At 71.0% G+C, this 21,660-nt stretch carries 27 protein-coding genes and 1 pseudogene; 22 read left to right on the top strand and 6 right to left on the bottom strand.

Annotated elements, in window-relative coordinates; all coding sequences use genetic code 11:
• Positions 1-50: 50 nt before the first annotated feature.
• Both OH809_RS19735 and OH809_RS19730 read right to left on the bottom strand, forming a co-directional pair.
• Positions 51-1,094: a LacI family DNA-binding transcriptional regulator gene (locus OH809_RS19735; protein WP_406421175.1), complete on the bottom strand. Its 1,044-nt coding sequence runs from the start codon at positions 1,092-1,094 to the stop codon at positions 51-53.
• A 24-nt stretch (positions 1,095-1,118) separates the two neighbouring features.
• Entirely contained in the window at positions 1,119-1,919 is an 801-nt protein-coding gene (locus OH809_RS19730) for a response regulator transcription factor (RefSeq protein ID WP_406515409.1), read from the bottom strand.
• Between the two features lie 302 nt (positions 1,920-2,221).
• Here OH809_RS19730 and OH809_RS19725 point away from each other — a divergent pair, with 302 nt between their 5' ends.
• The 8 genes from OH809_RS19725 to OH809_RS19690 all read left to right on the top strand — a co-directional run bounded on the left by OH809_RS19725 (position 2,222) and on the right by OH809_RS19690 (position 7,614).
• Positions 2,222-3,115 (top strand): alpha/beta hydrolase family protein, encoded by an 894-nt coding sequence (locus OH809_RS19725; RefSeq protein ID WP_406515408.1) that lies wholly within the window; start codon positions 2,222-2,224, stop codon positions 3,113-3,115.
• Positions 3,116-3,156: 41 nt separating this feature from the next.
• Entirely contained in the window at positions 3,157-3,411 is a 255-nt protein-coding gene (locus tag OH809_RS19720; protein ID WP_037695845.1) for a MoaD/ThiS family protein, read from the top strand.
• A 10-nt stretch (positions 3,412-3,421) separates the two neighbouring features.
• Positions 3,422-4,732, top strand: coding sequence for a hypothetical protein (locus OH809_RS19715; protein WP_406515406.1), 1,311 nt, complete (start codon positions 3,422-3,424; stop codon positions 4,730-4,732).
• 135 nt (positions 4,733-4,867) lie between these two features.
• A complete protein-coding gene (locus OH809_RS19710; protein WP_406515405.1) occupies positions 4,868-5,557 on the top strand; it encodes a DUF2993 domain-containing protein in 690 nt (229 codons plus the stop codon).
• A 215-nt stretch (positions 5,558-5,772) separates the two neighbouring features.
• The gene (locus OH809_RS19705) at positions 5,773-5,880 is read left to right on the top strand and encodes a putative leader peptide (protein ID WP_351392369.1); all 108 of its coding nucleotides are present in this window, start codon (positions 5,773-5,775) and stop codon (positions 5,878-5,880) included.
• A gap of 144 nt (positions 5,881-6,024) precedes the next feature.
• Positions 6,025-6,870, top strand: coding sequence for a sulfurtransferase (locus OH809_RS19700; RefSeq protein ID WP_406515404.1), 846 nt, complete (start codon positions 6,025-6,027; stop codon positions 6,868-6,870).
• A gap of 49 nt (positions 6,871-6,919) precedes the next feature.
• On the top strand, positions 6,920-7,207 hold the full coding sequence (locus OH809_RS19695) for a DUF1416 domain-containing protein (RefSeq protein WP_018490348.1): 288 nt from the start codon (positions 6,920-6,922) through the stop codon (positions 7,205-7,207).
• A 146-nt stretch (positions 7,208-7,353) separates the two neighbouring features.
• Positions 7,354-7,614 (top strand): DUF3099 domain-containing protein, encoded by a 261-nt coding sequence (locus tag OH809_RS19690; RefSeq protein WP_406421181.1) that lies wholly within the window; start codon positions 7,354-7,356, stop codon positions 7,612-7,614.
• Positions 7,615-7,645: 31 nt separating this feature from the next.
• Here the strand turns inward: OH809_RS19690 and OH809_RS19685 are convergent, their stop codons facing one another.
• Complete coding sequence (locus OH809_RS19685; protein ID WP_358860297.1) at positions 7,646-8,008, bottom strand: DsrE family protein; 363 nt, start codon at positions 8,006-8,008, stop codon at positions 7,646-7,648.
• A gap of 380 nt (positions 8,009-8,388) precedes the next feature.
• Here OH809_RS19685 and OH809_RS19680 point away from each other — a divergent pair, with 380 nt between their 5' ends.
• From OH809_RS19680 to OH809_RS19670, 3 genes are all read left to right on the top strand, one after another.
• Positions 8,389-8,961, top strand: coding sequence for an FABP family protein (locus tag OH809_RS19680; RefSeq protein ID WP_406421182.1), 573 nt, complete (start codon positions 8,389-8,391; stop codon positions 8,959-8,961).
• 72 nt (positions 8,962-9,033) lie between these two features.
• Positions 9,034-9,516, top strand: a complete 483-nt coding sequence (locus OH809_RS19675) for a Fur family transcriptional regulator (RefSeq protein WP_406421183.1) — start codon at positions 9,034-9,036, stop codon at positions 9,514-9,516.
• A gap of 21 nt (positions 9,517-9,537) precedes the next feature.
• Positions 9,538-10,503, top strand: coding sequence for a YgfZ/GcvT domain-containing protein (locus tag OH809_RS19670; protein WP_406421184.1), 966 nt, complete (start codon positions 9,538-9,540; stop codon positions 10,501-10,503).
• Positions 10,504-10,549: 46 nt separating this feature from the next.
• Here the strand turns inward: OH809_RS19670 and dtd are convergent, their stop codons facing one another.
• On the bottom strand, positions 10,550-10,999 hold the full coding sequence (gene dtd, locus OH809_RS19665; protein ID WP_406421185.1) for a D-aminoacyl-tRNA deacylase: 450 nt from the start codon (positions 10,997-10,999) through the stop codon (positions 10,550-10,552).
• 117 nt (positions 11,000-11,116) lie between these two features.
• Here dtd and OH809_RS19660 point away from each other — a divergent pair, with 117 nt between their 5' ends.
• The 4 genes from OH809_RS19660 (at position 11,117) to OH809_RS19645 (ending at position 15,058) form a co-directional block, all read left to right on the top strand.
• Positions 11,117-11,731: an ABC transporter substrate-binding protein gene (locus OH809_RS19660; RefSeq protein WP_406421186.1), complete on the top strand. Its 615-nt coding sequence runs from the start codon at positions 11,117-11,119 to the stop codon at positions 11,729-11,731.
• Positions 11,732-11,779: 48 nt separating this feature from the next.
• The gene (locus tag OH809_RS19655) at positions 11,780-12,754 is read left to right on the top strand and encodes an asparaginase (protein WP_406421187.1); all 975 of its coding nucleotides are present in this window, start codon (positions 11,780-11,782) and stop codon (positions 12,752-12,754) included.
• 72 nt (positions 12,755-12,826) lie between these two features.
• Positions 12,827-14,080, top strand: coding sequence for a GNAT family N-acetyltransferase (locus tag OH809_RS19650; protein ID WP_406515403.1), 1,254 nt, complete (start codon positions 12,827-12,829; stop codon positions 14,078-14,080).
• 114 nt (positions 14,081-14,194) lie between these two features.
• Positions 14,195-15,058 carry a TetR/AcrR family transcriptional regulator gene (locus OH809_RS19645; RefSeq protein ID WP_406421189.1) on the top strand — a complete coding sequence of 288 codons (864 nt, stop codon included), beginning with the start codon at positions 14,195-14,197 and terminating at the stop codon, positions 15,056-15,058.
• On the opposite strand, the gene OH809_RS19640 is transcribed toward OH809_RS19645, so the two are convergent.
• On the bottom strand, positions 15,039-15,431 hold the full coding sequence (locus OH809_RS19640) for a hypothetical protein (protein ID WP_406421190.1): 393 nt from the start codon (positions 15,429-15,431) through the stop codon (positions 15,039-15,041). The two genes, OH809_RS19645 and OH809_RS19640, sit on opposite strands and share 20 nt — an antisense overlap.
• A gap of 104 nt (positions 15,432-15,535) precedes the next feature.
• Between OH809_RS19640 and OH809_RS19635 the strand changes: the two genes are divergently transcribed.
• Positions 15,536-16,186, top strand: coding sequence for a TetR family transcriptional regulator (locus tag OH809_RS19635; protein ID WP_406421191.1), 651 nt, complete (start codon positions 15,536-15,538; stop codon positions 16,184-16,186).
• A gap of 125 nt (positions 16,187-16,311) precedes the next feature.
• Here OH809_RS19635 and OH809_RS19630 read toward each other — a convergent pair whose 3' ends face one another.
• Positions 16,312-17,079 (bottom strand): SDR family oxidoreductase, encoded by a 768-nt coding sequence (locus OH809_RS19630; protein ID WP_406421192.1) that lies wholly within the window; start codon positions 17,077-17,079, stop codon positions 16,312-16,314.
• A 103-nt stretch (positions 17,080-17,182) separates the two neighbouring features.
• On the opposite strand from OH809_RS19630, the gene OH809_RS19625 reads away from it, so the two are divergent.
• The 6 genes and pseudogenes from OH809_RS19625 (at position 17,183) to OH809_RS19600 (ending at position 21,097) form a co-directional block, all read left to right on the top strand.
• Positions 17,183-18,067, top strand: a complete 885-nt coding sequence (locus OH809_RS19625; protein WP_406421193.1) for a sigma-70 family RNA polymerase sigma factor — start codon at positions 17,183-17,185, stop codon at positions 18,065-18,067.
• Between the two features lie 172 nt (positions 18,068-18,239).
• On the top strand, positions 18,240-18,674 hold the full coding sequence (locus OH809_RS19620; RefSeq protein WP_406421194.1) for a helix-turn-helix domain-containing protein: 435 nt from the start codon (positions 18,240-18,242) through the stop codon (positions 18,672-18,674).
• Positions 18,675-18,684: 10 nt separating this feature from the next.
• A complete protein-coding gene (locus tag OH809_RS19615; RefSeq protein ID WP_406421195.1) occupies positions 18,685-19,101 on the top strand; it encodes a VOC family protein in 417 nt (138 codons plus the stop codon).
• A gap of 297 nt (positions 19,102-19,398) precedes the next feature.
• The gene (locus OH809_RS19610; protein ID WP_406421196.1) at positions 19,399-19,809 is read left to right on the top strand and encodes a VOC family protein; all 411 of its coding nucleotides are present in this window, start codon (positions 19,399-19,401) and stop codon (positions 19,807-19,809) included.
• A 184-nt stretch (positions 19,810-19,993) separates the two neighbouring features.
• Positions 19,994-20,467, top strand: a complete 474-nt coding sequence (locus OH809_RS19605; RefSeq protein WP_406421197.1) for a helix-turn-helix transcriptional regulator — start codon at positions 19,994-19,996, stop codon at positions 20,465-20,467.
• Positions 20,468-20,472: 5 nt separating this feature from the next.
• A pseudogene (locus OH809_RS19600) lies at positions 20,473-21,097 on the top strand (glyoxalase).
• Positions 21,098-21,660: the final 563 nt, after the last annotated feature.

Here is a 21,660-nt window from a genome sequence, read left to right as displayed (position 1 = left end):
TCGTACGGGTGGGCGGAAGGCTGGTGCCGCGAGCCGGGGAAGTGCCCCGTCTACCGGCCCTGGGCCGTCGGCTCCCCGCACCCGCACGAGCGCCGCACCACCAGCGCCGACGGGAACTGCTTCAGCCGCTCCCGTCGCGAGCCCGAGACCCGCAGCGAGTCGTCGAGCACCAGATCCACCGCGGCCCGGGCCATCGCCGGGCGGTCCGAGAAGACCGTCGTCAGCGGCGGATCGGTCAGCCCCGCTTCCTTCACGTCGTCGAAGCCCGCCACCGCGAGCTCCCCGGGCACATCGATCCGCAGTTCGCGCGCGGCCCTGAGCACCCCGAAGGCCTGGTCGTCCGTCGAGCAGAAGATCGCCGGGGGCCGGTCCGGACCGGCGAGCAGTCCGAGCGCCACCCGGTAGGCGTCGTAGCGGTTGTACGGAGCCTGGAAGAGCCGGCCCTCCGTGGAGCGCCCCGACTCGTGCATCGCCCGTCGCCAGCCCTCGACGTGGTCCGCGACCGGGTCGCCGACCGCCGGGGTGGACTCCATGCCGCCGAGGCACGCCACGTACGCGTTGCCGTGTTCGAGGAGGTGCCGGGTGGCGAGCTGAGCGCCGCCGATGTCGTCGGTGACGACCGCGACGTCGTCGATCGCCTCGGGCCGCTCGTGCAGCAGCACGACCCGGGCATCCCATGCCTCCACCTCGGCTGCGGCCCGCTCGCTGGGGCCCTGGCTGACCAGGATCAGTCCGGAGACGCGCATACCGAGGAAGGCACGGAGATAGTGGACCTCGCGCTCGTCGCGGTAGTCGGAGTTGCCGACGAGAACCATTTTTCCGCGCTCGGAGGCAGCCTGTTCGACCGCGTGCGCCAATTCCGCGAAGAACGGCTGGCGGGCGTCCGGAACGATCATTCCTATGAGGTCGGTCCGCCGCGAGGCCATCGCCTGGGCGACGCGGTCAGGCCGGTAGCCCAGGTCCTTGATCGCGGCGAGTACCCGCTCGCGCGTGGCCGGGGCAACCGGCCGGGGTCCGTTGTTGATGACGTAGCTGACGACCGCGGTCGACGTCCCCGCCAGTCTCGCCACATCGTCCCGCGTCACCTTGGCCACGCGCGGCAGTCTACGCGGATGGAACTACCTGCGGGCAGGCCGGACCGGGGCATCTTCCATGACCTCGGCCACGGAGGGCTGCTCCGAACGGGTGGGTGGTTCGGCGGGCACCTTCGCCGCCCGGGACTTCGCCCCCTCGGCGGCGCGCTCCACCTTCTCCGGTGCGACGAAGCGGTAGCCGACGTTGCGGACCGTGCCGATCAGCGACTCGTGCTCGGGGCCGAGCTTGGCGCGCAGCCGCCGGACATGGACGTCGACCGTCCGGGTACCGCCGAAGTAGTCGTAGCCCCAGACCTCCTGCAGCAGCTGGGCGCGGGTGAAGACGCGGCCGGGGTGCTGCGCGAGGTACTTGAGCAGTTCGAACTCCTTGAAGGTCAGGTCGAGGACCCGGCCCTTCAGTTTTGCGCTGTAGGTCGCCTCGTTGACCGAGAGATCACCGCTGCGGATCTCCATCGGGGAATCGTCGGAGGTGAGCTGCTGCCGGCCGGTGGCCAGCCGCAGCCGGGCCTCGACCTCGGCCGGTCCCGCGGTGTCCAGCAGCACGTCGTCGATGCCCCAGTCGGCGGTGACGGCTGCGAGACCGCCCTCCGTCACGACGAGTATCAGCGGACAGCCAGGTCCGGTGGACCGCAGCAGCTGGCACAGCGACCGCACCTGCGGCAGGTCGCGGCGGCCGTCGACCAGGATGACGTCGGCACCCGGCGTGTAGACGAGAGCGGGTCCCTCGGCGGGGGCCACCCGCACGCTGTGCAGCAGGAGGCCGAGGGCGGGAAGCACCTCCGTCGACGGTTGAAGAGCGTTGGTCAGAAGCAGCAGTGAACTCATCGCCGCCCACCTGCCCGGGTCGTCGGTCGATGATCGTGCACGATTTGCTCGCCCATTACGTCGGTCCTCCTCGTTCCCTGCGAGAGGGGCACTCCCGGGCGGGGCCCGGGGGAGATCTGCGGCACTTCTTCGTACGTCTGTCGTGCTGCTGCCGTACGACGATTGTCATACGTGTTTTATGGTGCGGTCCCGCGCCGTGGGACCGCTGAGCTTGTCGAAACGTCGTCGTAACAACGCGCGTAAAGCACAAAAGGACCCGGGGGCTGCATTGCCCGGATCCTCTTCCCAGCAGAATAGCCCACATGAGTTCTGTGTCCGAGAGTTCGTTTCGGAGTTCTTCTGTTCTCTTGATCACGCCGGGAGCCCGGCGTGCCACATTGCGGACGGATGATGGGCTGCCGATCGAGGCGGTGTACGAACCATGTACGACCGGTGCCGCCCCCGGCGCCGGTGCCGGGGACGCCGGCACGGCGATCGTGGTCGCGCACGGATTCACCGGTTCGGTGGACCGGCCCGCCGTGCGGCGCGCGGCGGGGGTGTTCTCCCAGCGGGCGGCCGTGATCACGTTCTCCTTCCGGGGGCACGGAGGATCCGGTGGCCGGTCGACGGTCGGTGACCGCGAGGTGCTGGATCTGGCGGCCGCGGTGGCGTGGGCGCGCTCGCTCGGACACCGACGGGTGGTGACGGCCGGGTTCTCGATGGGCGGGTCCGTGGCGCTCCGGCACGGGGCGCTGTACACGGCTCCCGGGACCTCTCCGGACACGGCACAGCTCGCTCGCCCGGTTCCCGCGCACGGGAGGTGCAAGGAAGCGCACGCGGATGCGGTGGTAGCCGTGAGTGCTCCCGCCCGTTGGTACTACCGGGGTACGGCCCCGATGCGGCGCCTGCACTGGGTGGTGACCCGGCCCACCGGCCGGCTGGTCGGCCGGTACGCCTTCCGCACCCGGATCGACCGCAAGGAGTGGGACCCCGTGCCGCTCTCCCCGGTCGAGGCGGTCCCGCTGATCGCCCCGGCGCCGCTGCTCATCGTGCACGGCGACCAGGACCCCTACTTCCCGCTCGACCACCCCCGCATGCTGGCCGACGCGGCACAGGGCGGTGCGGAACTGTGGCTGCAGCACGGCATGGGGCACGCCGAGAACGCGGCGGACGAGAGCTTGCTCACCCGGATCGCGGACTGGGCGGTGGCGGAGTGATTCATCATGGACAGCTGACGCGAGACGAAGGGAGCGTCGCCATGCCAGCGGGAACCATCCGCTACTGGGCCGCCGCCAAGGCCGCCGCCGGGACCGCGGAGGAGCCGTACACAGCCGCGACGCTCGCCGAGGCGCTCGACGCGGTGCGCGAGCGGCACCCCGGTGAGCTCACCCGAGTGCTGCAACGGTGCTCGTTCCTGATCGACGGTGACCCCGTGGGGACCCGCAGCCATGAGACCGTACGCCTTGCCGAGGGCGGCACGGTCGAGGTGCTCCCGCCGTTCGCAGGAGGGTGAACCGCAGCACATGAGCAACAGCGATCAGCAGCATCCGTACGGACAAGAGCCCGGGACCGGGACCGGTTACGGGTACGGGTACGGCAACGGATACGGAAACGGCCAGGAACCGCAGCCGTACGGGCAGCAGGTCCCGTACGACCCGAACCAGGCATTCCAGGACCCCGGGGTCGCACAGACCTGGGAGGGCCAGACCTGGGACACCCAGTACCAGCCGGCCGTCCAGCCCGCACCGCAGCCGCAGCAGCCCCAGTACGAGCAGCCGCAGCAGTATGCGCAGCAGCAGTACGAGCAGCCGCAGTACGAGCAGCCGCAGTACGAGCAGCCCCAGTACCAGCAGCCCCAGTACGAGCAGTCGTACCCGGCGCAGGCGCCGCAGCAGCCCGCCGCGGCCGCCGCCGGCCCCGCCGTCGACGCCGGATATCCGATCCCGCGGGGCGCCTCCGGCTCGTACCCGCTGCCCCCCGAGGTCCCGGCAGCCATCCCGGCCGCCCCGGCACCGGACGCGGCGGCCGCGCGCGACGCCTCCGGCTACAGCGCGCCCACCACCCTGGGCAACACCCGCATCACCGACGCCCAGCGCGCCCGCGCCGAGGGCCGTTCTCCGATCATCGCGCCGGGGATGCAGCCGGCGGCGATCACCGCGGGGCTCGGGCTGCTGCTCGCCCTCGGTGCCGCGATCGGGCAGTACGCGCTCTTCGCACCGCTGGTGCTCCTCCAGGCCGTGACCGCCGCCGGCTGGTTCCGGCTCAACGGCATGTGGCCCGCCCGGCAGGGCATCGCGCTCGCCTTCGCCGGGGGGTTCGTCGCCGATGTCGTGCTGCTCGTCGCGGGCCGGGAGAACGCCCCGGCGGCGATCCTCGGCACCCTCGGCATCTGGGTGCTGCTCACCGTCGTCCTGCAGCTGCGCAGCCACGCGGGCGCCGACGAGCGGATGTACGGGCTGATGGCCACCGTCGCCTCGGCCGCCCTGGCGATCCTCGCCGCCGGGCATCTCGCGGCGGCGCCGGACGCCGTGACGGTCGGCTGTGTGGCTGTCGCGGTCGCCGTGCTCGCCCGGGCGCTGCCGCTGCCCGGACCCGCCTCGGTCGTGGTGGCGCTGCTCGCCGCCGTGGGTGCCGGTGTGGCGGCCGGCGGGCTCACCGACCTCGGCGCGAAGGGTGCCTTCCTCGGGTTCGCGGCCGGTGGCTGCGCGCTGATCGGGCTGCGGGTGGCGAGCTACGACTACCCGTCACGTTTTGTGCACATGACGGCCGGGGTGGCGCTGCCGCTCACCGCCGCGGCCCCCGCCGTGTATCTGATCGGCCGCGCAGTCTCCTGACCCGCGGGACCCGCCACGGACCGGGAACCGCGGAGGGGTCCCGGCTCGTCGATCACCTCGGGCGTGCCGTGCAGCCACAGCAGGCTCACGGGCGCCAGGGGGTTCGGGCGGATGCAGGGTGGGGGAAGAACGGGCATGCGTGCACTGCGAATACTGCTGGTCATTGTGGTGGTCCTGGGGGGCATCTTCATCGCCGTCGACCGGGCCGCGGTGTACTTCGCCGAGTCCGAGGCGGCGGGCCGGGTCGAGGTCAGCGGGGGCACGGTCGACTCGACGGACATCTCCATCAGGGGTTTCCCCTTTCTGACCCAGGTCGCCGGATCGGCACTCGACCAGGTCGACATCAAGCTCACCGGCATCGAGACCGCCGCCGGCGGGCACAGGATCCGGATCAGCGAGTTGAACGCCGAACTCCACGACGTCACGCTGGCCGACGGCTTCTCCAGCGCCACCGCCGCCCGGGCCACGGGCACGGCGACCATCTCGTACGAGGATCTGACGCACGCGGCCGGCGACGGCGTCGTCGTCGAGTACGGCGGCAACGGCAAGGTGAAGGTGACCGGCGCCATCGACATCCTCGGCCGCACCCTCACGCGCAGCGTGACCTCCACCGTCACCCTCGTCGACGGCCGCACCGTGCGGGTGCACGCGGACAGGGTGCCGGGCGAGGGCATCCCCGGGCTCGAAGGCCTGGTGCGCAGGAAGACCGACTTCGAGCGGGAGATCGGCGCCCTGCCGAGCGGGCTGAAGCTGCAGCGGATCGAGCCGACGAAGGGCGGTCTGGAGATCTCGGTGACGGGCTCGGACGTCCGGCTCGCGGGATAGACGAACTGCGCGCAGGCTGGGCAGAAGGTTCTCCACCGCTGTGCCACATAGTGAGACGGACTCGTCCGACCCGCAGATGACCGAACGGTTCGCTCCTTCCGGTGCCGGTCCCCACGGCACTGGAAGCGCTCGACCTTCTCGCATTGCGGACGATCGTGTCTCAAGATACGACACAACGGTGACATGGCCGCCCGCACGTCCCTACGATCGGTCCCATGCAGTGCTCTATCAGCGGTCTCCGTCAGCGGGGCCAGGCGGATCTCACGAAGCGGCGGGCAGTAGACCTGTGCCGCGTCGCCGCCATGCTCTGTCGCACTGTCTGAGCGGGATCGTCGCATCCCGCATTCCCCCGGCCCTTCGACCACTGTCAGGGCCCATTCCCGTGCATGTGTGTACGCGCAGAAACGCGCCCCCGTACATCCGCACTCCGCACCATCTCGCCGCAGACTGCCCCGGAGGAGAAAAGAATGAGCCGCAGTGACGTCCTCGTAGACGCCGACTGGGTCGAGGCCCACATCGATGACCCGAAGGTTGCTCTTGTCGAGGTCGACGAGGACACCTCGGCGTACGAGAAGAACCACATCAAGAACGCGATCCGGATCGACTGGACCAAGGACCTCCAGGACCCGGTCCGCCGTGACTTCATCGACCAGGCCGGCTTCGAGAAGCTCCTGTCCGAGAAGGGCATCGGCAACGACACCACGGTCGTGCTCTACGGCGGAAACAACAACTGGTTCGCGTCCTACGCGTTCTGGTACTTCAAGCTCTACGGTCACCAGGACGTCCGCCTGCTCGACGGCGGCCGCAAGAAGTGGGAGCTCGACTCCCGCGACCTGGTCGACGGCGACCAGATCCCGTCCCGTCCGGCCACCCAGTACCAGGCCCAGGCCCAGGACCAGTCGATCCGCGCCTACCGCGACGAGGTCGTGGCGGCGATCGGCAACCAGAACCTGGTCGACGTGCGTTCGCCCGACGAGTTCAGCGGCAAGCTGCTCGCCCCGGCGCACCTCCCGCAGGAGCAGTCGCAGCGTCCGGGCCACATCCCGACCGCGCGCAACATCCCGTGGTCGAAGAACGCCAACGACGACGGCACCTTCAAGTCGGACGACGAGCTCAAGGCCCTTTACGAGGACGAGCAGGTCGACCTGTCGAAGGACACCATCGCGTACTGCCGCATCGGTGAGCGCTCCGCCCTGACCTGGTTCGTGCTGCACCAGCTGCTCGGCCAGGAGAACGTCAAGAACTACGACGGTTCGTGGACCGAGTACGGCTCCCTCGTCGGCGTGCCGATCGAGCTCGGCGCCAACAAGTAACTCCGCACGACCCGGACCAGCCCGACCCCGACCAGAAGGACAGAACGCCATGTGTGGAGCAAAGGCCGGCGGCCCCGACGCTTCGACCATCAAGCCCGGTGAGACCACGATCCAGGGCAGCGTGACCCGCGACGGCGAGCCGGTGACCGGTTACGTCCGTCTGCTGGACTCGACCGGCGAGTTCACCGCGGAGGTCCCGACCTCGGCGACCGGACAGTTCCGCTTCTACGCGGCCGAGGGCACGTGGACGCTGCGCGCCCTCGTCCCGGGCGGCAGCGCCGACCGGACGGTCGTCGCGCAGACCGGTGGCCTCTCCGAGGTGGCCATCGCCGTCTGATCCGCGGCACAGACCGGCCGGAGGGCCGTATCCCAGGGGGTTGGACGCCTTCTGAACCGGGGTACGGCCCTCCGCGCCGTCCACAGGGTGTGCGCGGGCCCGTTCGTGCCGGGCGCACAGGCCGGAATCGGGCCTACGCTTGAGTTATGTACGCCCGGCGCCGTCGCCGCTACTTCCTGATGATGGGCGGATGCATCGTCCTTTTCGTCTCCGCCTGGGCCTTCGTGCGGCTCTGGTCGATGCCTGTAGCCGTCGGAATGTGCGTGGTCGCCATGGTCATCCCGCCCGTCGCGGCGATGGTCGCCAACCGGCGGGGGCCGGAGGACCGCTGGTGGGACGATCCGTCCGGCGACCCGGAGTCGGACGAGTGGTGGGATGAGCTCGACGGCAAGAAGCGCCGCCAGTAGCAGAACTGCCCGCCGTCGGCAGGAAGAACCGTCAGTAGACGAGGGCCTGGACGCCGTCCGCCATGACCTCGCTGACGAAGACCTGGGCGCCCGCGATCCGTACGCCTTCCAGTACGTCGTTCTCGGTGATGTCGCGCCGAGCCGCGCACTGGGTGCAGAGGGTGATCAGGCCGCCCGCCTGAATCGACTCGATCAGGTCAGGCAGCGGTGCGGCGTGCGGAAGTTCGAACTCGGCGGCGCGGCCAGGCAGGGCGAACCAGGAGGATTCGCCGGTCAGCCAGAGCGAGACCTCCACACCGCTGGCGACGGCGACCGCGGCCACCGTGAACGCCTGCGAGCAGCGCTCGGCGGAATCGGCACCTGCGGTCACCTTGATCACGAGCTTCTTCGGCATATGCCGAACTGTAATCGTCGGCCGCACAACCCCACCCCACCGCCATGGGCCAGTTGGGTGCGCAGGTAATGGAATCTGTGCAGAACCAGCTGCTGGGCTGACCCGCACGCCGGGGAGCCCCTTCCCTCGGCACGCCCCCAACCGTCGCGCCGGGCCCCTACCCATTAGGCTGGGGTCCGGCCCCGTATTGCCGCCATACCGCTCGTTATCGCTCGTCCGAGGAGCTCCCGTGCTTGAGGCATTCTTCTCCACCCTGCTGGTTCTGGTCTGCGTCGGCGTTCTTGCCTTCGCGGCCCTGACCGTGAAGAAGCTGTACCAGGGCCAGCGCTGACCCGAGTCCGCACCACTCACCACTCCCTCACAGATCGTCTGAGCCGCTCATGATCGAGATCCCGTCCGACCTCCACCCGGACCTCGTCCCGCTTGCCTTCCTGCTCGGCAACTGGGCGGGAGCGGGCGTGTCCGACTTCCCCGGCGCCGAGAAGTGCAACTTCGGCCAGGAAGTCTCCTTCACCCACGACGGCCGGGACTTCCTGGAATACGTCTCGCACTCCTGGGTGCTCGACGCCGAGGGCAACAAGGTCAAGCCGCTGGAGACCGAGTCCGGCTACTGGCGCATCGACAAGCACCGCAAGGTCGAGGCCGTCATGGTCCGCGACCAGGGGGTCATCGAGATCTGGTACGGCGAGCTCGCCCACCAGAAGCCGCAGATCGACCTGGTCACCGACGCGGTGGCCCGGACCGCGGCCTCCGGCCCGTACAACGGGGGCAAGCGCCTCTACGGCTATGTGAACAGTGACCTGATGTGGGTCGGGGAGAAGGCCACCCCCGAGGTGGAGCTGCGGCCGTACATGTCGGCGCACCTGAAGAAGGTCGTCACCCCGGAAGAGGTCGAGGCGATGGCGAAGAGCCTCGGCGACCTGCCGGACGACGGCATCGCGTTCTTCAAGTAACCGCAGCCGCACGCCTCCCAGGTACGCGCACGACCCTGCGGTCAGGTGCTCACCCGGTCCTACACTGGGCCTGTGGTGAGCACCGACTGGAAGACCGATCTTCGGCAGCGCGGCTATCGGCTGACGCCGCAGCGGCAGCTTGTCCTGGAAGCCGTCGACACACTGGAACACGCGACGCCCGACGACATCCTCGCCGAGGTGCGCAGGACGGCGTCCGGTGTGAACATCTCGACCGTCTACCGGACCCTGGAGCTCCTGGAGGAGCTCCGGCTGGTCAGCCATGCCCATCTGGGGCACGGGGCGCCGACGTACCACCTGGCCGACCGCCACCACCACATCCATCTGGTCTGCCGGGACTGCGCGGACATCATCGAGGCCGATGTCGACGTCGTCGCCGAATTCACCGCGAAACTGCGGGACAGCTTCGGCTTCGAGACCGACATGAAGCACTTTGCGATCTTCGGCCGCTGCGCCGGCTGCACGGCGAAGGCGGCGGACGGTGAGCCGGGCGATCGGGCGGCCGATCAGCCCCGGCCGCCTGCGTCCGCGCAGTAGACCGAGTCGTACGCTGGTCGCATGAAGAGCCCCCTGCTGTCCCTGCCCGGCGCCGTCCCCGCCGAGGGCCGCGACGAAGGCGTCGCCGCGCACTACGGCGACCTGTTCCGCGAGCAGCGAGCCCTCGCCGACGGCACCGGCCTCGTCGACCTCTCGCACCGTGGCGTCGTCACCGTCACCGGAAGCGACCGGCTGGCCTGGCTGCACCTGCTGATCACCCAGCACGTCAGCGAACTCGCCCCGGGAGAGGCCACCGAGGCGCTGGTCCTCACCTCGCACGGGCACATCGAGCACGCCCTCTATCTCGTCGACGACGGCGAGACGGTGTGGATGCACGTCGAACCGGACACCCAGGGCGACCTGATCGCCTATCTGGACTCGATGAAGTTCTTCTACCGGGTGGAGGTCGCCGACCGCACCGAGGACTTCGCCGTCGTGCACCTGCCGGCCGGCTCCATCGCGGAGGTCCCCGAGGGCGTCGTCGTACGGGAGGCACCGCACGGCCGTGACCTGTTCCTGCCCCGCGCCGACCTGGAGGCCTACGCCGCCGAGAACGGTCCGGTGGCCGGCATCCTGGCCTACGAGGCGCTGCGCGTCGAAGCTCACCGCCCCCGGCTCGGCTTCGAGACCGACCACCGCACCATCCCGCACGAGCTGGGCTGGATCGGCACCGCCGTCCACCTCCAGAAGGGCTGCTATCGCGGTCAGGAGACCGTGGCCCGGGTGCAGAACCTGGGGAAGCCGCCGCGCCGGCTGGTCTTCCTGCATCTGGACGGCAGCGACGTGATCCTGCCCGGGCACGGCACTCCGGTGCGGCTCGCAGCGGACGGGGCGGAGGGACGTCAGCTCGGCTTCATCACGACGTCCGCCCGCCATCACGAGCTCGGCCCGATCGCGCTGGCGCTGGTCAAGCGGAACGTGGCGGTGGACGCGGAACTACTCGCGGGGGACACCGCGGCGGCCCAGGAGACGGTCGTCGAGCCGTAGATCCGCTACGCGCGGCCGTCTACGGACGCGCTGGGCCGAACCCGGCTCAGACCTCGATCAGTACGGTGAACGGGCCATGGTTCGTGAGCGAGACCCGCATGTCCGCTCCGAACCGGCCCGTCTCCACCTGCGCACCCAGCGCCCGCAGCTGCGCCACCACCTCGTCGACCAGCGGTTCGGCGGTCTCGCCGGGCGCCGCGGCGTTCCAGGTGGGCCTGCGCCCCTTCCGGGCGTCCCCGTAGAGAGTGAACTGCGAAATCACCAGAAGCGGTGCATTCACATCGGAGCAGGACTTCTCGCCCTCCAGGATGCGCACCGACCAGAGCTTGCGGGCGAGCTGCGCCGCCTTCTCCGCGGTGTCCCCGTGGGTGACTCCGACCAGCACACACAGTCCTTCGCCGACGATTTCGCCGACCACCTCGGGCCCGTTTCCGTCGCTCGCGCCGTCGGCCACCGTGACGCTCGCGCCGTCCACTCTCTGTATCACCGCACGCATACAGACCAACCTATCTTGGGCTGAACGGGTACAGAGCATCTGCGTAGGCACGGTGTGGGGTGGCACCATGCACGGGAGGCGGTGTGCCGACGCACCGGTCGAGGGGATGGACAGAGCATGAGTACATATGGAGCCGGGCAATCCCCCGGTGTCGTACCGGTCACGCATGCCGCCGCCGGTCCTGGTACCAGCACCATGCGCCCGCCCGTGCAGCGGACCGGTCCCGGCCTCGACGACGGCCTGCCCGGGCCCTCGCAGCCGGAGCTGGGCGCCCTGCGACTGCCGGAACTGCGCGCGCTGCGCCGTGACGCGCAGCGCGATGAGGCAGACCTCAGTTACGTACGCCGTCTGGTCCAGGGGCGGATCGACATCCTGCGGGCCGAGCTGGCCCGCCGCCGGGACCCCGAGACACCGGTCGTGGACAGGCTCTCCGAGATCCTCGCCGACACCCCGTCGCGGCACCGCTCGTCCGCCCGGCACGTGACGCTGACCACGCCGCGGAGCGACGAGTTCCGCCGGCTGGCCGCCGAGACACTCGCCGAGGTCGAACTCTCCGACCTCGACGCCCGTACGGACGCGGAGCTGCACACCGCGATGGGACGGCTCGTCCGCTACGAACAACAGGTTTCCCGCCGCCGTCACCAGCTGCAGTGCACCGCGGACGATTGCGGCGCGGAGATCGCCCGCAGGTACCGTGATGGAGAAGCACAAGTAGACGACCTGCTCGCCTGAAGCGATCCTTCCGGGGCGGGTCCCGCACAGCCCCGGAAGGCCGCCACGATGAGCTCCACACCCGTCATATCCCCGGTGGCCCCCGCGCTGCCCGTTCTGGCCGAGGTCGTACGGTCCGGCTTCGTCGAGGGCCACCACCGGGGCTCGCTGGTCGTGCTGGCCGCCGACGGCAGTGTGGAGCAGGCGCTGGGGGACCCGGCCGCGGCGGTCTTCCCGCGCTCCTCGAACAAGCCGATGCAGGCCGCCGCCGTGCTGCGGGCCGGGCTCGACCTCTCCGGGGAACGGCTGGCGCTGGCCGCCGCGAGCCACTCGGGCGAGGGGTTCCACCTCGATCTCGTACGCAAGATGCTTGCCGAGCACGGACTGACGCCGGACGATCTGCAGACCCCGCCCGATCTGCCGCTGGACCCGGCGGAGGCGGAGACCTATCTCGCCGCGGGCGGCGCCCGCGAGCGGATCACCATGAACTGCTCGGGCAAGCACGCGGCGATGCTCGCGGTGTGTGCACGCAACGGCTGGGACCCGGCGACCTATCTGGACCCCGCCCACCCGCTCCAGCAGCTGGTTCACCAGGTGGTCGAGGACGCGGCGGGCGAGCCGGTCACGGCGGTGGGTACGGACGGCTGCGGGGCCCCGCTGATGGCGATCAGCCTGGTCGGTCTGGCGCGGGCGTTCCGCTCGTTCGTGCTGGCCGAGGCGGGCACCGCGGAGCGCCGGGTGGCGGATGCGATGCGCGCCCACCCGGAGTACGTCGCGGGCACCCGGCGCCCCGACACATGGCTGATGCGCGAGGTGCCGGGCACGCTCTCCAAGATGGGCGCGGAGGCGGTCCAGGCGGTGGCGCTGGCGGACGGCCGGGCGCTGGCATTCAAGATCGACGACGGTGGCGGGCGGGCGCTCGGCCCGGTGCTGGCCAGGGCGCTGGAGCTGCTCGGCGTCGATGGGCCCGTGGTGGGCCGGATCGGCCGGGCGCCGCTGCTGGGCGGCGGCGCGGAAGTGGGCGTGATCCGGGCGGCGTTCTGACCGTGCGGGTCCCCCGGGGATGCCCGGAAAACCTGGCGACACTCCCCGTCCCGTATGCCTAGCGTGGGGCGCATGAGTCCTGAAGTCCGTACCGTCACCGAGTCCGAGTTCCCCGGCTGGCTGCGCGCCGTGAACACCGGCTTTCTGCGCCCGCCGACAGTGACGGAGGAGGAGGCCGCGAGCCGCCTCCCGCACACGGATCTGTCCCGTACCCAAGGGGTGTTCGACGACGGGCGGTGCGTGGCGTCGTTCCGGTCGTTCGCGCAGGAGCTGACGGTGGTCGGCGGCGCCGCGGTGGCGTCCGACGCGGTCACCAACGTCACGGTGTCGCCCACGCACCGCCGTCGCGGACTGCTCGGCCGGATGATGGCCACGGACCTGGCGGCGGCGAAGGAGCGCGGCGACGTGGTCGCGACGCTGATCGCCGCCGAGTACCCGATCTACGGGCGGTACGGGTTCGGCCCGGCGACCTGGACCACCGAGTGGGAGATCGACGTACCGAGGGCGGGCCTCGACCCGCGCTGGTCGGGCCCGAGCGCTGCGGACGGCGGCGGTCGGATCGACCTCGTGGACGGTGCGGACGTACGCAAGCTCGGACCCGTCCTGCACGAGCGGCTGCGGTCCCGGCAGCACGGTGTGGTCAGCCGCGGGGACCGCTGGTGGCAGCTGAGGACCGGCGAGGACCTGCCTCTGCCGGGTGAGTGGACGGAGCCGTTCTACGCCCTGTACCGCAACGCGGACGGCGAGGTCGACGGCCTGCTCGTCTACCGCGCCGACGACAAGTGGGGCGATGCGAAGCAGCCGCTGAACCGGGCGTCCGTGCTCGGTCTCATCGCGGAGACCCCGGCGGCGGAACGGGCGCTGTGGCACTTCGTCTGCTCGATCGACTGGGTCACCACGGTTCGCTCCGGCTACCGCGCCCCCGACGACCTGCTCCCCCTTCTCCTCCCGGACCCGCGCGCGGCCCGCGTCGTCACGCAGGCGGACTGGATGTGGGTGCGCGTCCTGGATGTCGTACGAGCCCTGGAGGCGCGCACCTACGCCGTCCCGGCCACCCTGACTCTGGACGTCCGCGACCCGGCGGGCCTCGCCGGCGGCCGCTTCCGCCTGGACGCCTCCCCGGACGGCGCGTCCTGCACGCCGACCACGGAGAGCGCCGATCTGGCCCTGGATGTAAGGGAGTTGGGGACGCTCTACCTCGGCGACGAATCGGTGCTCCGGCTCGCGGCACTGGGCCGGATCGACGAACTCACGCCGGGCGCGGCGGCGGTGGCGGACGGGGTGTTCCGGGCGGGACGGCGCGCCTGGTGCCCGGATGTGTTCTGACCGCGTGCCACGTAGCCCCTTCTAGGATGGATCCAAGGGCGGATCTCCGCCCCGGGTGGGGGACGTCGCAGGCCCGGGGGCCGCGGTCCGGGGGCGGCGGGGAAGGTGGTTCAGGTGACTGGAACATACGGTTCGTCGGGCGGTACGGGCCTGCCGGCCAGCATCGAAGCCGCCTGGGGGTTGCGGGAGCGCCCGGTCAAGGGACCGAAGCCCGGCCTGAGTCTGGCCCGCATCGTGGACGCCGCGGTGGCGGTGGCCGAGTCCGAGGGGCTCGGCGCGGTCTCGATGGGGCGGGTCGCGAAGGACCTCGGCGCCTCGACGATGTCGCTCTACCGCTACGTATCGGCCAAGGGTGAGCTCTACGTCCTGATGCAGGAGGCGGCCCTGGGCCCGCCGCCCCCGCTGCCCGCGCTGGAGAGCGGCGCGGGCTGGCGGGAGGCGCTCCGGCAGTGGGCGTGGGCGCAGCGCGAGGTGTTCCACCGCAATCTGTGGATGCTCCGCATCCCGGTCGTGGGTCCGCCCGCCAGCCCCAACAGCCTCGCCTGGTGGGAGCAGGGCCTCCAGGCGCTCGACGGCACCGGTTTGAGCGAGCGGGAGGGGGTCTCCGTGATCCTTCTCGTCGCCGGTTTCGTACGGAACGAGTCGCTGCTGAGGGGGGACCTCGCCGCCGCCGTCGAGGCGCGGGGCGTCTCGCCGCAGGAAGTGATGAACCGGTACGCGCGGACACTGGACCGCCTGATCGACCCCGCGAGGCACCCGGCGCTCTCGCGGCTGCTGGCGTCCGGGGTGCTGGGCACGCCGGACGATCCGGACGATGAGTTCGCCTTCGGACTGGAGCGGGTGCTGGACGGGGTCGAGGTCCTGCTGCGGGGCCTGACCGGGCGGGCGGAGCCCGGACCGGGCGGGGGCGCGGGCACGGACGCGGGCTCGGACGCGGAGGTTCCGGATCCCCGGCCCGTCACGCCTTCCGCGTACTGAGCAGCACCTTGTCGAGCAGGCCGCGCCCCTCGATCGCCGCATGCACCTGCGCCGCCTGCTCCAGCGGGTAGACCTGCCCGATCACCGGGCGCAGCCGCCCGGCCGCCGCCTCGGCCAGCGGGCCGGTCCAACGCGCGTCGACGCCCTCGCTGACCGTACGGACCGTGCCGGCGATCCCGCCGCCCGGCACGTACGGCGGGACGACCGGGAAGTGGTTCCGGAACGCGCCCGACCGGATCTGGGTCTCCACGAAGAGCGTGTCAACGTCACTCACGTCGATCACCACCTCGTCGGACCCCGCCACCGGGTCGGGCCGCTCGGCCGGAACCAGTACCTCCGGACCGCCCAGCTCCCTGACCAGCGCCTCACACATGCGGATCCCACCCCTCCGTGTTCGGGCGGCCGGCCGTCCGGTGCCCGTCCTCCCACTCTCGGACGTCAAGTCCGGTTGAGGTCAAGGGCGTACGCTTCGTGGTCATGAACGGAGAGAAGGCCCGACCCGGGACCGCGGCTCAGCCGCTGATCAGCCTGCGGGAGCGGAAGAAGCAGCTGACGTACCAGGCAGTTTCCGATGCCGCGATCGCGATGTTCCTGGAGCGGGGCTTCGACAAGGTCTCGGTGGCGGAGGTGGCGGCCGCCGCCGACATCTCCAAGCCCACGCTGTTCCGGTACTTCCCCGCCAAGGAGGACCTGGCGCTGCACCGGTTCGCCGACCACGAGGACGAGGCGGCGAGGGTGGTCGCGGCCCGCCCGGAGGGCGAATCGCCGCTGGACGCCCTGCGCCGCCACCTCCTCGACGGCCTGGAGCGGCGCGACCCGGTGACGGGGCTCTGCGATGCGCCCGAGGTGCTGGCGTTCCACCGGATGCTGTACGGGACGCCGTCGCTGGTGGCCCGCATGTACGGGTACCAGAGCCGCTCGGAGGCGGCGCTCGCGCGTGCGCTGGGCGACGGGGCGCGGGACCGGCTGGCGGCGGGGCAGATCATCGCCGTGCAACGGATCCTGGCGCTGGAGAACTGGCGGCGGATCGACGCCGGGGAGAGCGCGGACGAGGTGTACGGGGACGCGGTGCGGGCGGCCGAACTCGCCTTCGTGCAGCTGAGGTCGGGGATCGAGGGGGACCGGTAGGGCGGGCGGCCCCCGCCCGGCCCGTCCGTGGTCGTCGGCGGTGCCCGCGCACCCGAACTGCGCCTGAGGATCGACACGCTCCTGTCCGCCCTCGCCACGACGGCGTCCCGAGCGTCCGACGGAAGTCAGCCCACCCGCTCCGCCAGGAAGTCCTCCCACGTCCGCGCACCCACGGACGTCCCCTCGCCGAGCGACAGGTTCTCGCCCGCCCGGTACGCGAGCCCGGCCTTCCCCGGCACCCGGACCGGCATCATCAGCCGGTGCTTGCCGCGCGCCTGCAGGTATCCGCGGCTCAGTTCGGCCACTCCGTACACGTTCGGCCCGGCCAGGTTGGGCACCAGGCCGGCCGGCTTGCCGAGCGTCAGCTCCACGAGCCGGGCCGCGACATCGCGCGCGTCGACCGGCTGGAACCGGAGTCCGCCGGGCACCGGTATCACCGGCAGCTTCGTCACCTTCTCCACGACGGTCAGGACCAGGTTGTTGAACTGGGCGGCACGCAGCGTGGTCCACGGCAGGCCCGAGCCGGCCACGGCCTGCTCAGCGCCCAGCTTGGACCTGAAGTAGCCGATCGGCATCCGGTCCGCCCCGATGACCGAGATGTACACGAGGTGCTGGACTCCGGCTCGCGACGCGGCCCGCACCAGGTTCCCGGTCGCCTCGTCGTCTCCCTTGGGGCCACCCGCGAGGTGCAGGACCGTCCCGGCCCCGGCCACCGCGGACTCGACGCCCTCGTCCTTGAGCAGGTCGCCCGTCACGTACTCGATGCCGTCCCCGGACTCGTGGCTGTGCCGGCTCAGGACCCGTACGTGACACCCGGCGTCCCGCAGGAGCGGCACGACGAGGCGGCCGAGCGTGCCCGTGCCGCCGGTGACCAGAAGGGGGGAGGTGGCCATGGTCGTCTCCAATTCGTTCGACCGGGAGTCGGACTCCCGTCACAATCAGCGGGGTTTTGCGGGTCTGCTGATATGACCCGCCATGGGGAAGGAATGTGACCGGATGGACGTGCGCGCAGGGCTGACCGAGCGTTTCGAGGAGGACCGGACCCGTCTGCGAGCCGTGGCGTACCGGATGCTCGGCTCGGTGAGTGAGGCCGATGACGCCGTTCAGGAAACCTGGTTGCGCCTCAATCGCACCGACACCAGCGGCGTCGAGAACCTCAGTGGGTGGCTGACGACGGTGACGGCACGGGTGTGTCTGAACATGCTGCGGGCGCGCGAGTCCCGGCGCGAGGATCCCCTCGCCGCACTCGTGCCCGAAACGGTCGTGGACCAGGAGGACGGGCGCGACCCCGAGGAGGAAGCGCTGCTCGCGGACTCGGTCGGACTGGCGCTGCTGGTGGTGCTCGACACACTGGCACCGGCCGAGCGAATCGCCTTCGTGCTGCACGACCTGTTCGCCGTGCCCTTCGACGAGATCGGCCCGATGATCGAGCGTTCCCCCACAGCGGCCAGACAGCTTGCGAGCCGCGCCCGCCGCCGGGTCAAGGGGGCCACCCCGGTGCCCGACGCCGACCTGGCCCGCCGGCGTCAGGTGGTCGACGCCTTCCTCGCTGCCACCCGTGGCGGGGACTTCGACGCACTGGTCCGGCTGCTCCATCCGGACGTCGTCCTCCGGGCCGACCCGGCGGTCGTGCCGACCCCCGAACCGATCGTCGTCCGCGGCGCCCGCACCGTCGCCCAGGGCGCGATGGCCGCCATGGGCCGGGCCCGGTTCACCCAGCCCGGGCTGGTCAACGGCGCGGTGGGTCTCATCATGGCACCGCTCGGCCGCCTGTCCCTGGTAATCGGCTTCACGGTCACGGCGGACGGGATCACCGAGATCGACGTGATCGCGGACCGGGGCCGCCTCGGCCAGGTCGATATCGCCGTGCTCGACGCCTGACGGGTGCTACGGAACGGGGGTGTGGCTGAAACACGTGCGGCCAAGGCCGCTGATCAAGCCGGAGGATCTCGAGAACGTTGCGGCGGCCGCTGAGGTGGCGTTGGCGTTGGCCTGCGGGAGCCCGCCGCCCGACGGCCCGGGAGCACCGACCTGCCGGCGTTAGGCTGGCCCGGTGACGCTTGAGGACCTCGTACGGCTGCGCCGGGCCCGGGACATGATGGACCGCGACTACGCACGGCCCCTCGACGTCCCGGCACTGGCGCGCGTCGCCCTCATGTCGCCCGGGCACTTCTCCCGCAGCTTCCGGGCTGCCTACGGGGAGACCCCGTACAGCTACCTGATGACCCGCCGTGTCGAGCGGGCCAAGGCGCTGCTGCGGCGGGGCGACCTGAGTGTGACGGAGGTCTGCTTCGCGGTCGGCTGTACATCGCTGGGGTCGTTCAGCTCGCGCTTCACCGAGCTGGTCGGCGAGAGCCCGAGCGCGTACCGGGCCCGCCGCCACGACCCGGGCGCGGCCATTCCGGCGTGCGTCGCCAAGATCCTCACGCGGCCGGTCAGGAACGGACCGGTCCGGATCGGAGAAGCGGAAACCGCCGACCGCCCGTAGCGTCATAGGCATGAACATCAAGCTTTCCCAGTGCTTCATCGCAGTCGACGACCATGACAAGGCGCTCACCTTCTACCGCGACGTTCTCGGCCTGGAGGTACGCAACGACGTGGCGTTCGAGGGGATGCGCTGGGTGACCGTCGGCTCACCCGCGCAGCCGGACGTGGAGATCGTCCTCGAACCGCCGGCCGCGAACCCGAACGCCTCGCCGGCCGACAAGCAGGCGATGGCCGAGCTGCTGGCCAAGGGCATGCTGCGCGGCGTGATCTTCTCCACCGACGACTGCGACGCCACCTTCGAGCGCCTCCGGGCCGCGGGCGGCGAGGTGCTCCAGGAGCCGATCGACCAGCCCTACGGCGTCCGCGACTGCGCCTTCCGCGACCCGGCCGGCAACATGCTGCGCTTCACCCAGCCGCGCGGTCGGTGACGTCCGCTTGCCCTGGAGCGCGCTTCAGCTCCTGCCGTCTCCGGCGTCCCGTTCCGGCGGCCGCAAGGTACGGGCGCGACCCGCGTTCGCCCCCGACGCCTCGGCGAACTCGCGGTCTCCGCCCGGGCGCGCGTCCGCGCGGATGGTCCGGGGCGCGCCCCGACCCCGCTGCGCCCGCTCGCGCTGCCCGCCGCAGAATCCTGGGTGACGCAACGTCAGGCGGTGCGTGCGACAGGTGGCCGGACGGATCAGGAATCGAGAAGCGTCGGTCACCGAGCCGCAGCTAACGTGACGGCCATGGACATCTCCATTCACACGACCTCCCTCCCGCAGGACGACCCGGACGCCGCCCTGGCCTTCTACCGGGACATCCTCGGCTTCGAGGTCCGCAGCGACGTCGGACACGGCAAGATGCGCTGGATCACGGTCGGCCCCGTCGATCAGCCCGGCACTTCCATCCTCCTGGCGCCGCCGGCCGCCGACCCCGGGGTCACCGAGGACGAGCGCCGCACCATCGTCGAGATGATGGCCAAGGGCACCTACGGCTGGATCCTGCTGGCCACCCGGGACCTCGACGGCACCTTCGAGAAGGTCCAGGCCCGCGACGCCGAGGTCGTTCAGGAGCCGACCGATCAGCCCTACGGCGTTCGCGACTGCGCCTTCCGCGATCCCGCGGGCAACCTGATCCGCATCCAAGAGCTTCGCTGAGCCGTTCCGTCATCGATCTGCCCTCGGTGGCCGGCGTCGCGACCACTGCGAAGAATGCGGCGGCCGGCGCTTCCGTGCTCCTACGTCCCGGGCGCGCCGACCACCGGCCCCCACCTGGCCACCGCCCGCTCCACCCTCAGCATGTACCCAGGTCATCGCACACATGGATGAAAGGAGTTCTCTCATGTGTCACCCCGCGTGGATGCGCGCACTTACCGCTGCGCAGCGCCTGAGCGACCTCGCGCGACTGCGCCGCGTCCGCGACCGGATCGACCGGGAGTACGCGCAGCCGCTGAACGTCGAGGCGCTCGCCCGCGGCGCGAACATGTCGGCCGGGCACCTCAGCCGGCAGTTCCGGCTCGCCTACGGCGAGTCGCCGTACGCCTATCTGATGACGCGCCGCATCGAGCGCGCGACGGCGCTGCTGCGGCGCGGCGACCTCAGCGTCACCGAGGTCTGCTTCGCGGTCGGCTGCTCATCGCTGGGCACCTTCAGCACCCGCTTCACCGAGCTGGTCGGCATGCCGCCCAGCGCCTACCGGCGCCGCGCGGCGGGCGGTGCGGGCGCTGCGGCGGGGATGCCGTCGTGCGTGACGAAACAGGTGACCAGACCGGTCAGGAATCGAGAAGCACCGGCGGCCGAGCCGCAACTAGCGTGACGGACATGACCTCCATCGAGTCCATCACCCTCGAGGTGGCCGACCCCACGGCCGCCAACCGCTTTTACACCACCGCCTTCGGTTTGGACACGCAGCTGCGCCTGCGGGCCTCCGAGGCACCGACGACCGGCTTCCGTGGGTTCACGCTGTCGCTCACGGTGTCCCAGCCGTCCACCGTCAACAGCCTCGTCGACGCTGCCCTCGACGCCGGTGCCACGCCGCTGAAGCCGGCCTCGAAGTCGCTCTGGGGCTACGGCGGCGTCGTACAGGCCCCGGACGGGACGATCTGGAAGGTCGCGACCTCGGCGAAGAAGGACACCGGCCCGGCCACCCGGGAGATCGACGATGGTGCTCCTGCTGGGAGTCGCCGACGTGACCGCGAGCAAGCGGTTCTACGCCGACCGCGGCCTCGCCGTGGCGAAGAGCTTCGGCAACAAGTACGTCGAGTTCGCCGCTGGGCCGGGTCCCGTCAAGCTGGCGCTGTACAAGCGCCGTGCCCTTGCCAAGGACGCCGGCGTCCCTGCCGACGGCACCGGATCGCACCGGCTCGTGCTCGGCGGCGACGCCGGGGCTTTCACCGACCCGGATGGGTTCGCCTGGGAGGCCGCATCGCTGACAGGCGCGCCCTGATCCGTCACCGCTGGAGTTCGGGTGCTGTCGCCGCCGAACGGATGCGTACGCGGCGTGTCCACCGGGCCCACGAGACGGGCGGTGTGCGCGAGGCCATCAGGGCTCATGAGCGCAGCGATCGTCGGCCTGACCCGCAGCCCGGCCCGACGGACAACCGGCCGGCGGGCCGGGCTGTTTCTGCCGTGGCGGGTGGAGGAACTCCAGGCAGAGGCTGCGGAGTCGGCTGTCCGGCCGGGGAGGGCAAGCCTCCTGGACCGCCGCATCGCCGTACGCGCCGCGTCACCGCTTCGGGAGGAGCTTGTCCGTCCACAGCGGACGACAAAAGGCAAAGGCAAGGAGGTTACCCACTCCTTGCCACTCTCAACATATAGCGCACCGGGGGCCTTGCGGCAAGACCCGGGTCGTGCTGCAGAATCTCCGGTCGAAGCCAGAACCTGCGGAAATCGGGGATTCGCGAAGTACATGCGCTTTTGGTGATGTGTGGGTCTCGCGGGACGTTGAACCGCCGGTGGGACTCGCGGTGCGGTTGCGGGCACTCGGCGCGGAGGTGCGGGTGTGCGCGC

This window comes from Streptomyces sp. NBC_00873 (assembly GCF_045207415.1).
In the GTDB taxonomy this organism is placed as follows: Bacteria; Actinomycetota; Actinomycetes; order Streptomycetales; family Streptomycetaceae; genus Streptomyces.
Note: the sequence above shows the minus strand (reverse complement) of the source record. Positions and strands in the feature narration are given on the sequence as shown.

Bases quoted from the DNA above. Each gene is read 5' to 3' on its own strand.
- OH809_RS19710 (WP_406515405.1), top strand. From the start codon at position 4,868: ATGCGTGCACTGCGAATACTGCTGGTCATTGTGGTGGTCCTGGGGGGC.
- OH809_RS19720 (WP_037695845.1), top strand. From the start codon at position 3,157: ATGCCAGCGGGAACCATCCGCTACTGGGCCGCCGCCAAGGCCGCCGCC.
- dtd (WP_406421185.1), bottom strand. From the start codon at position 10,999: ATGCGTGCGGTGATACAGAGAGTGGACGGCGCGAGCGTCACGGTGGCC.
- OH809_RS19650 (WP_406515403.1), top strand. From the start codon at position 12,827: ATGAGTCCTGAAGTCCGTACCGTCACCGAGTCCGAGTTCCCCGGCTGG.
- OH809_RS19685 (WP_358860297.1), bottom strand. From the start codon at position 8,008: ATGCCGAAGAAGCTCGTGATCAAGGTGACCGCAGGTGCCGATTCCGCC.
- OH809_RS19660 (WP_406421186.1), top strand. From the start codon at position 11,117: ATGAGTACATATGGAGCCGGGCAATCCCCCGGTGTCGTACCGGTCACG.
- OH809_RS19635 (WP_406421191.1), top strand. From the start codon at position 15,536: ATGAACGGAGAGAAGGCCCGACCCGGGACCGCGGCTCAGCCGCTGATC.
- OH809_RS19625 (WP_406421193.1), top strand. From the start codon at position 17,183: ATGGACGTGCGCGCAGGGCTGACCGAGCGTTTCGAGGAGGACCGGACC.
- OH809_RS19605 (WP_406421197.1), top strand. From the start codon at position 19,994: ATGTGTCACCCCGCGTGGATGCGCGCACTTACCGCTGCGCAGCGCCTG.
- OH809_RS19730 (WP_406515409.1), bottom strand. From the start codon at position 1,919: ATGAGTTCACTGCTGCTTCTGACCAACGCTCTTCAACCGTCGACGGAG.
- OH809_RS19640 (WP_406421190.1), bottom strand. From the start codon at position 15,431: ATGTGTGAGGCGCTGGTCAGGGAGCTGGGCGGTCCGGAGGTACTGGTT.
- OH809_RS19670 (WP_406421184.1), top strand. From the start codon at position 9,538: ATGAAGAGCCCCCTGCTGTCCCTGCCCGGCGCCGTCCCCGCCGAGGGC.
- OH809_RS19715 (WP_406515406.1), top strand. From the start codon at position 3,422: ATGAGCAACAGCGATCAGCAGCATCCGTACGGACAAGAGCCCGGGACC.
- OH809_RS19695 (WP_018490348.1), top strand. From the start codon at position 6,920: ATGTGTGGAGCAAAGGCCGGCGGCCCCGACGCTTCGACCATCAAGCCC.
- OH809_RS19655 (WP_406421187.1), top strand. From the start codon at position 11,780: ATGAGCTCCACACCCGTCATATCCCCGGTGGCCCCCGCGCTGCCCGTT.
- OH809_RS19725 (WP_406515408.1), top strand. From the start codon at position 2,222: ATGAGTTCTGTGTCCGAGAGTTCGTTTCGGAGTTCTTCTGTTCTCTTG.
- OH809_RS19705 (WP_351392369.1), top strand. From the start codon at position 5,773: ATGCAGTGCTCTATCAGCGGTCTCCGTCAGCGGGGCCAGGCGGATCTC.
- OH809_RS19630 (WP_406421192.1), bottom strand. From the start codon at position 17,079: ATGGCCACCTCCCCCCTTCTGGTCACCGGCGGCACGGGCACGCTCGGC.
- OH809_RS19615 (WP_406421195.1), top strand. From the start codon at position 18,685: ATGAACATCAAGCTTTCCCAGTGCTTCATCGCAGTCGACGACCATGAC.
- OH809_RS19680 (WP_406421182.1), top strand. From the start codon at position 8,389: ATGATCGAGATCCCGTCCGACCTCCACCCGGACCTCGTCCCGCTTGCC.
- OH809_RS19700 (WP_406515404.1), top strand. From the start codon at position 6,025: ATGAGCCGCAGTGACGTCCTCGTAGACGCCGACTGGGTCGAGGCCCAC.
- OH809_RS19690 (WP_406421181.1), top strand. From the start codon at position 7,354: ATGTACGCCCGGCGCCGTCGCCGCTACTTCCTGATGATGGGCGGATGC.
- OH809_RS19610 (WP_406421196.1), top strand. From the start codon at position 19,399: ATGGACATCTCCATTCACACGACCTCCCTCCCGCAGGACGACCCGGAC.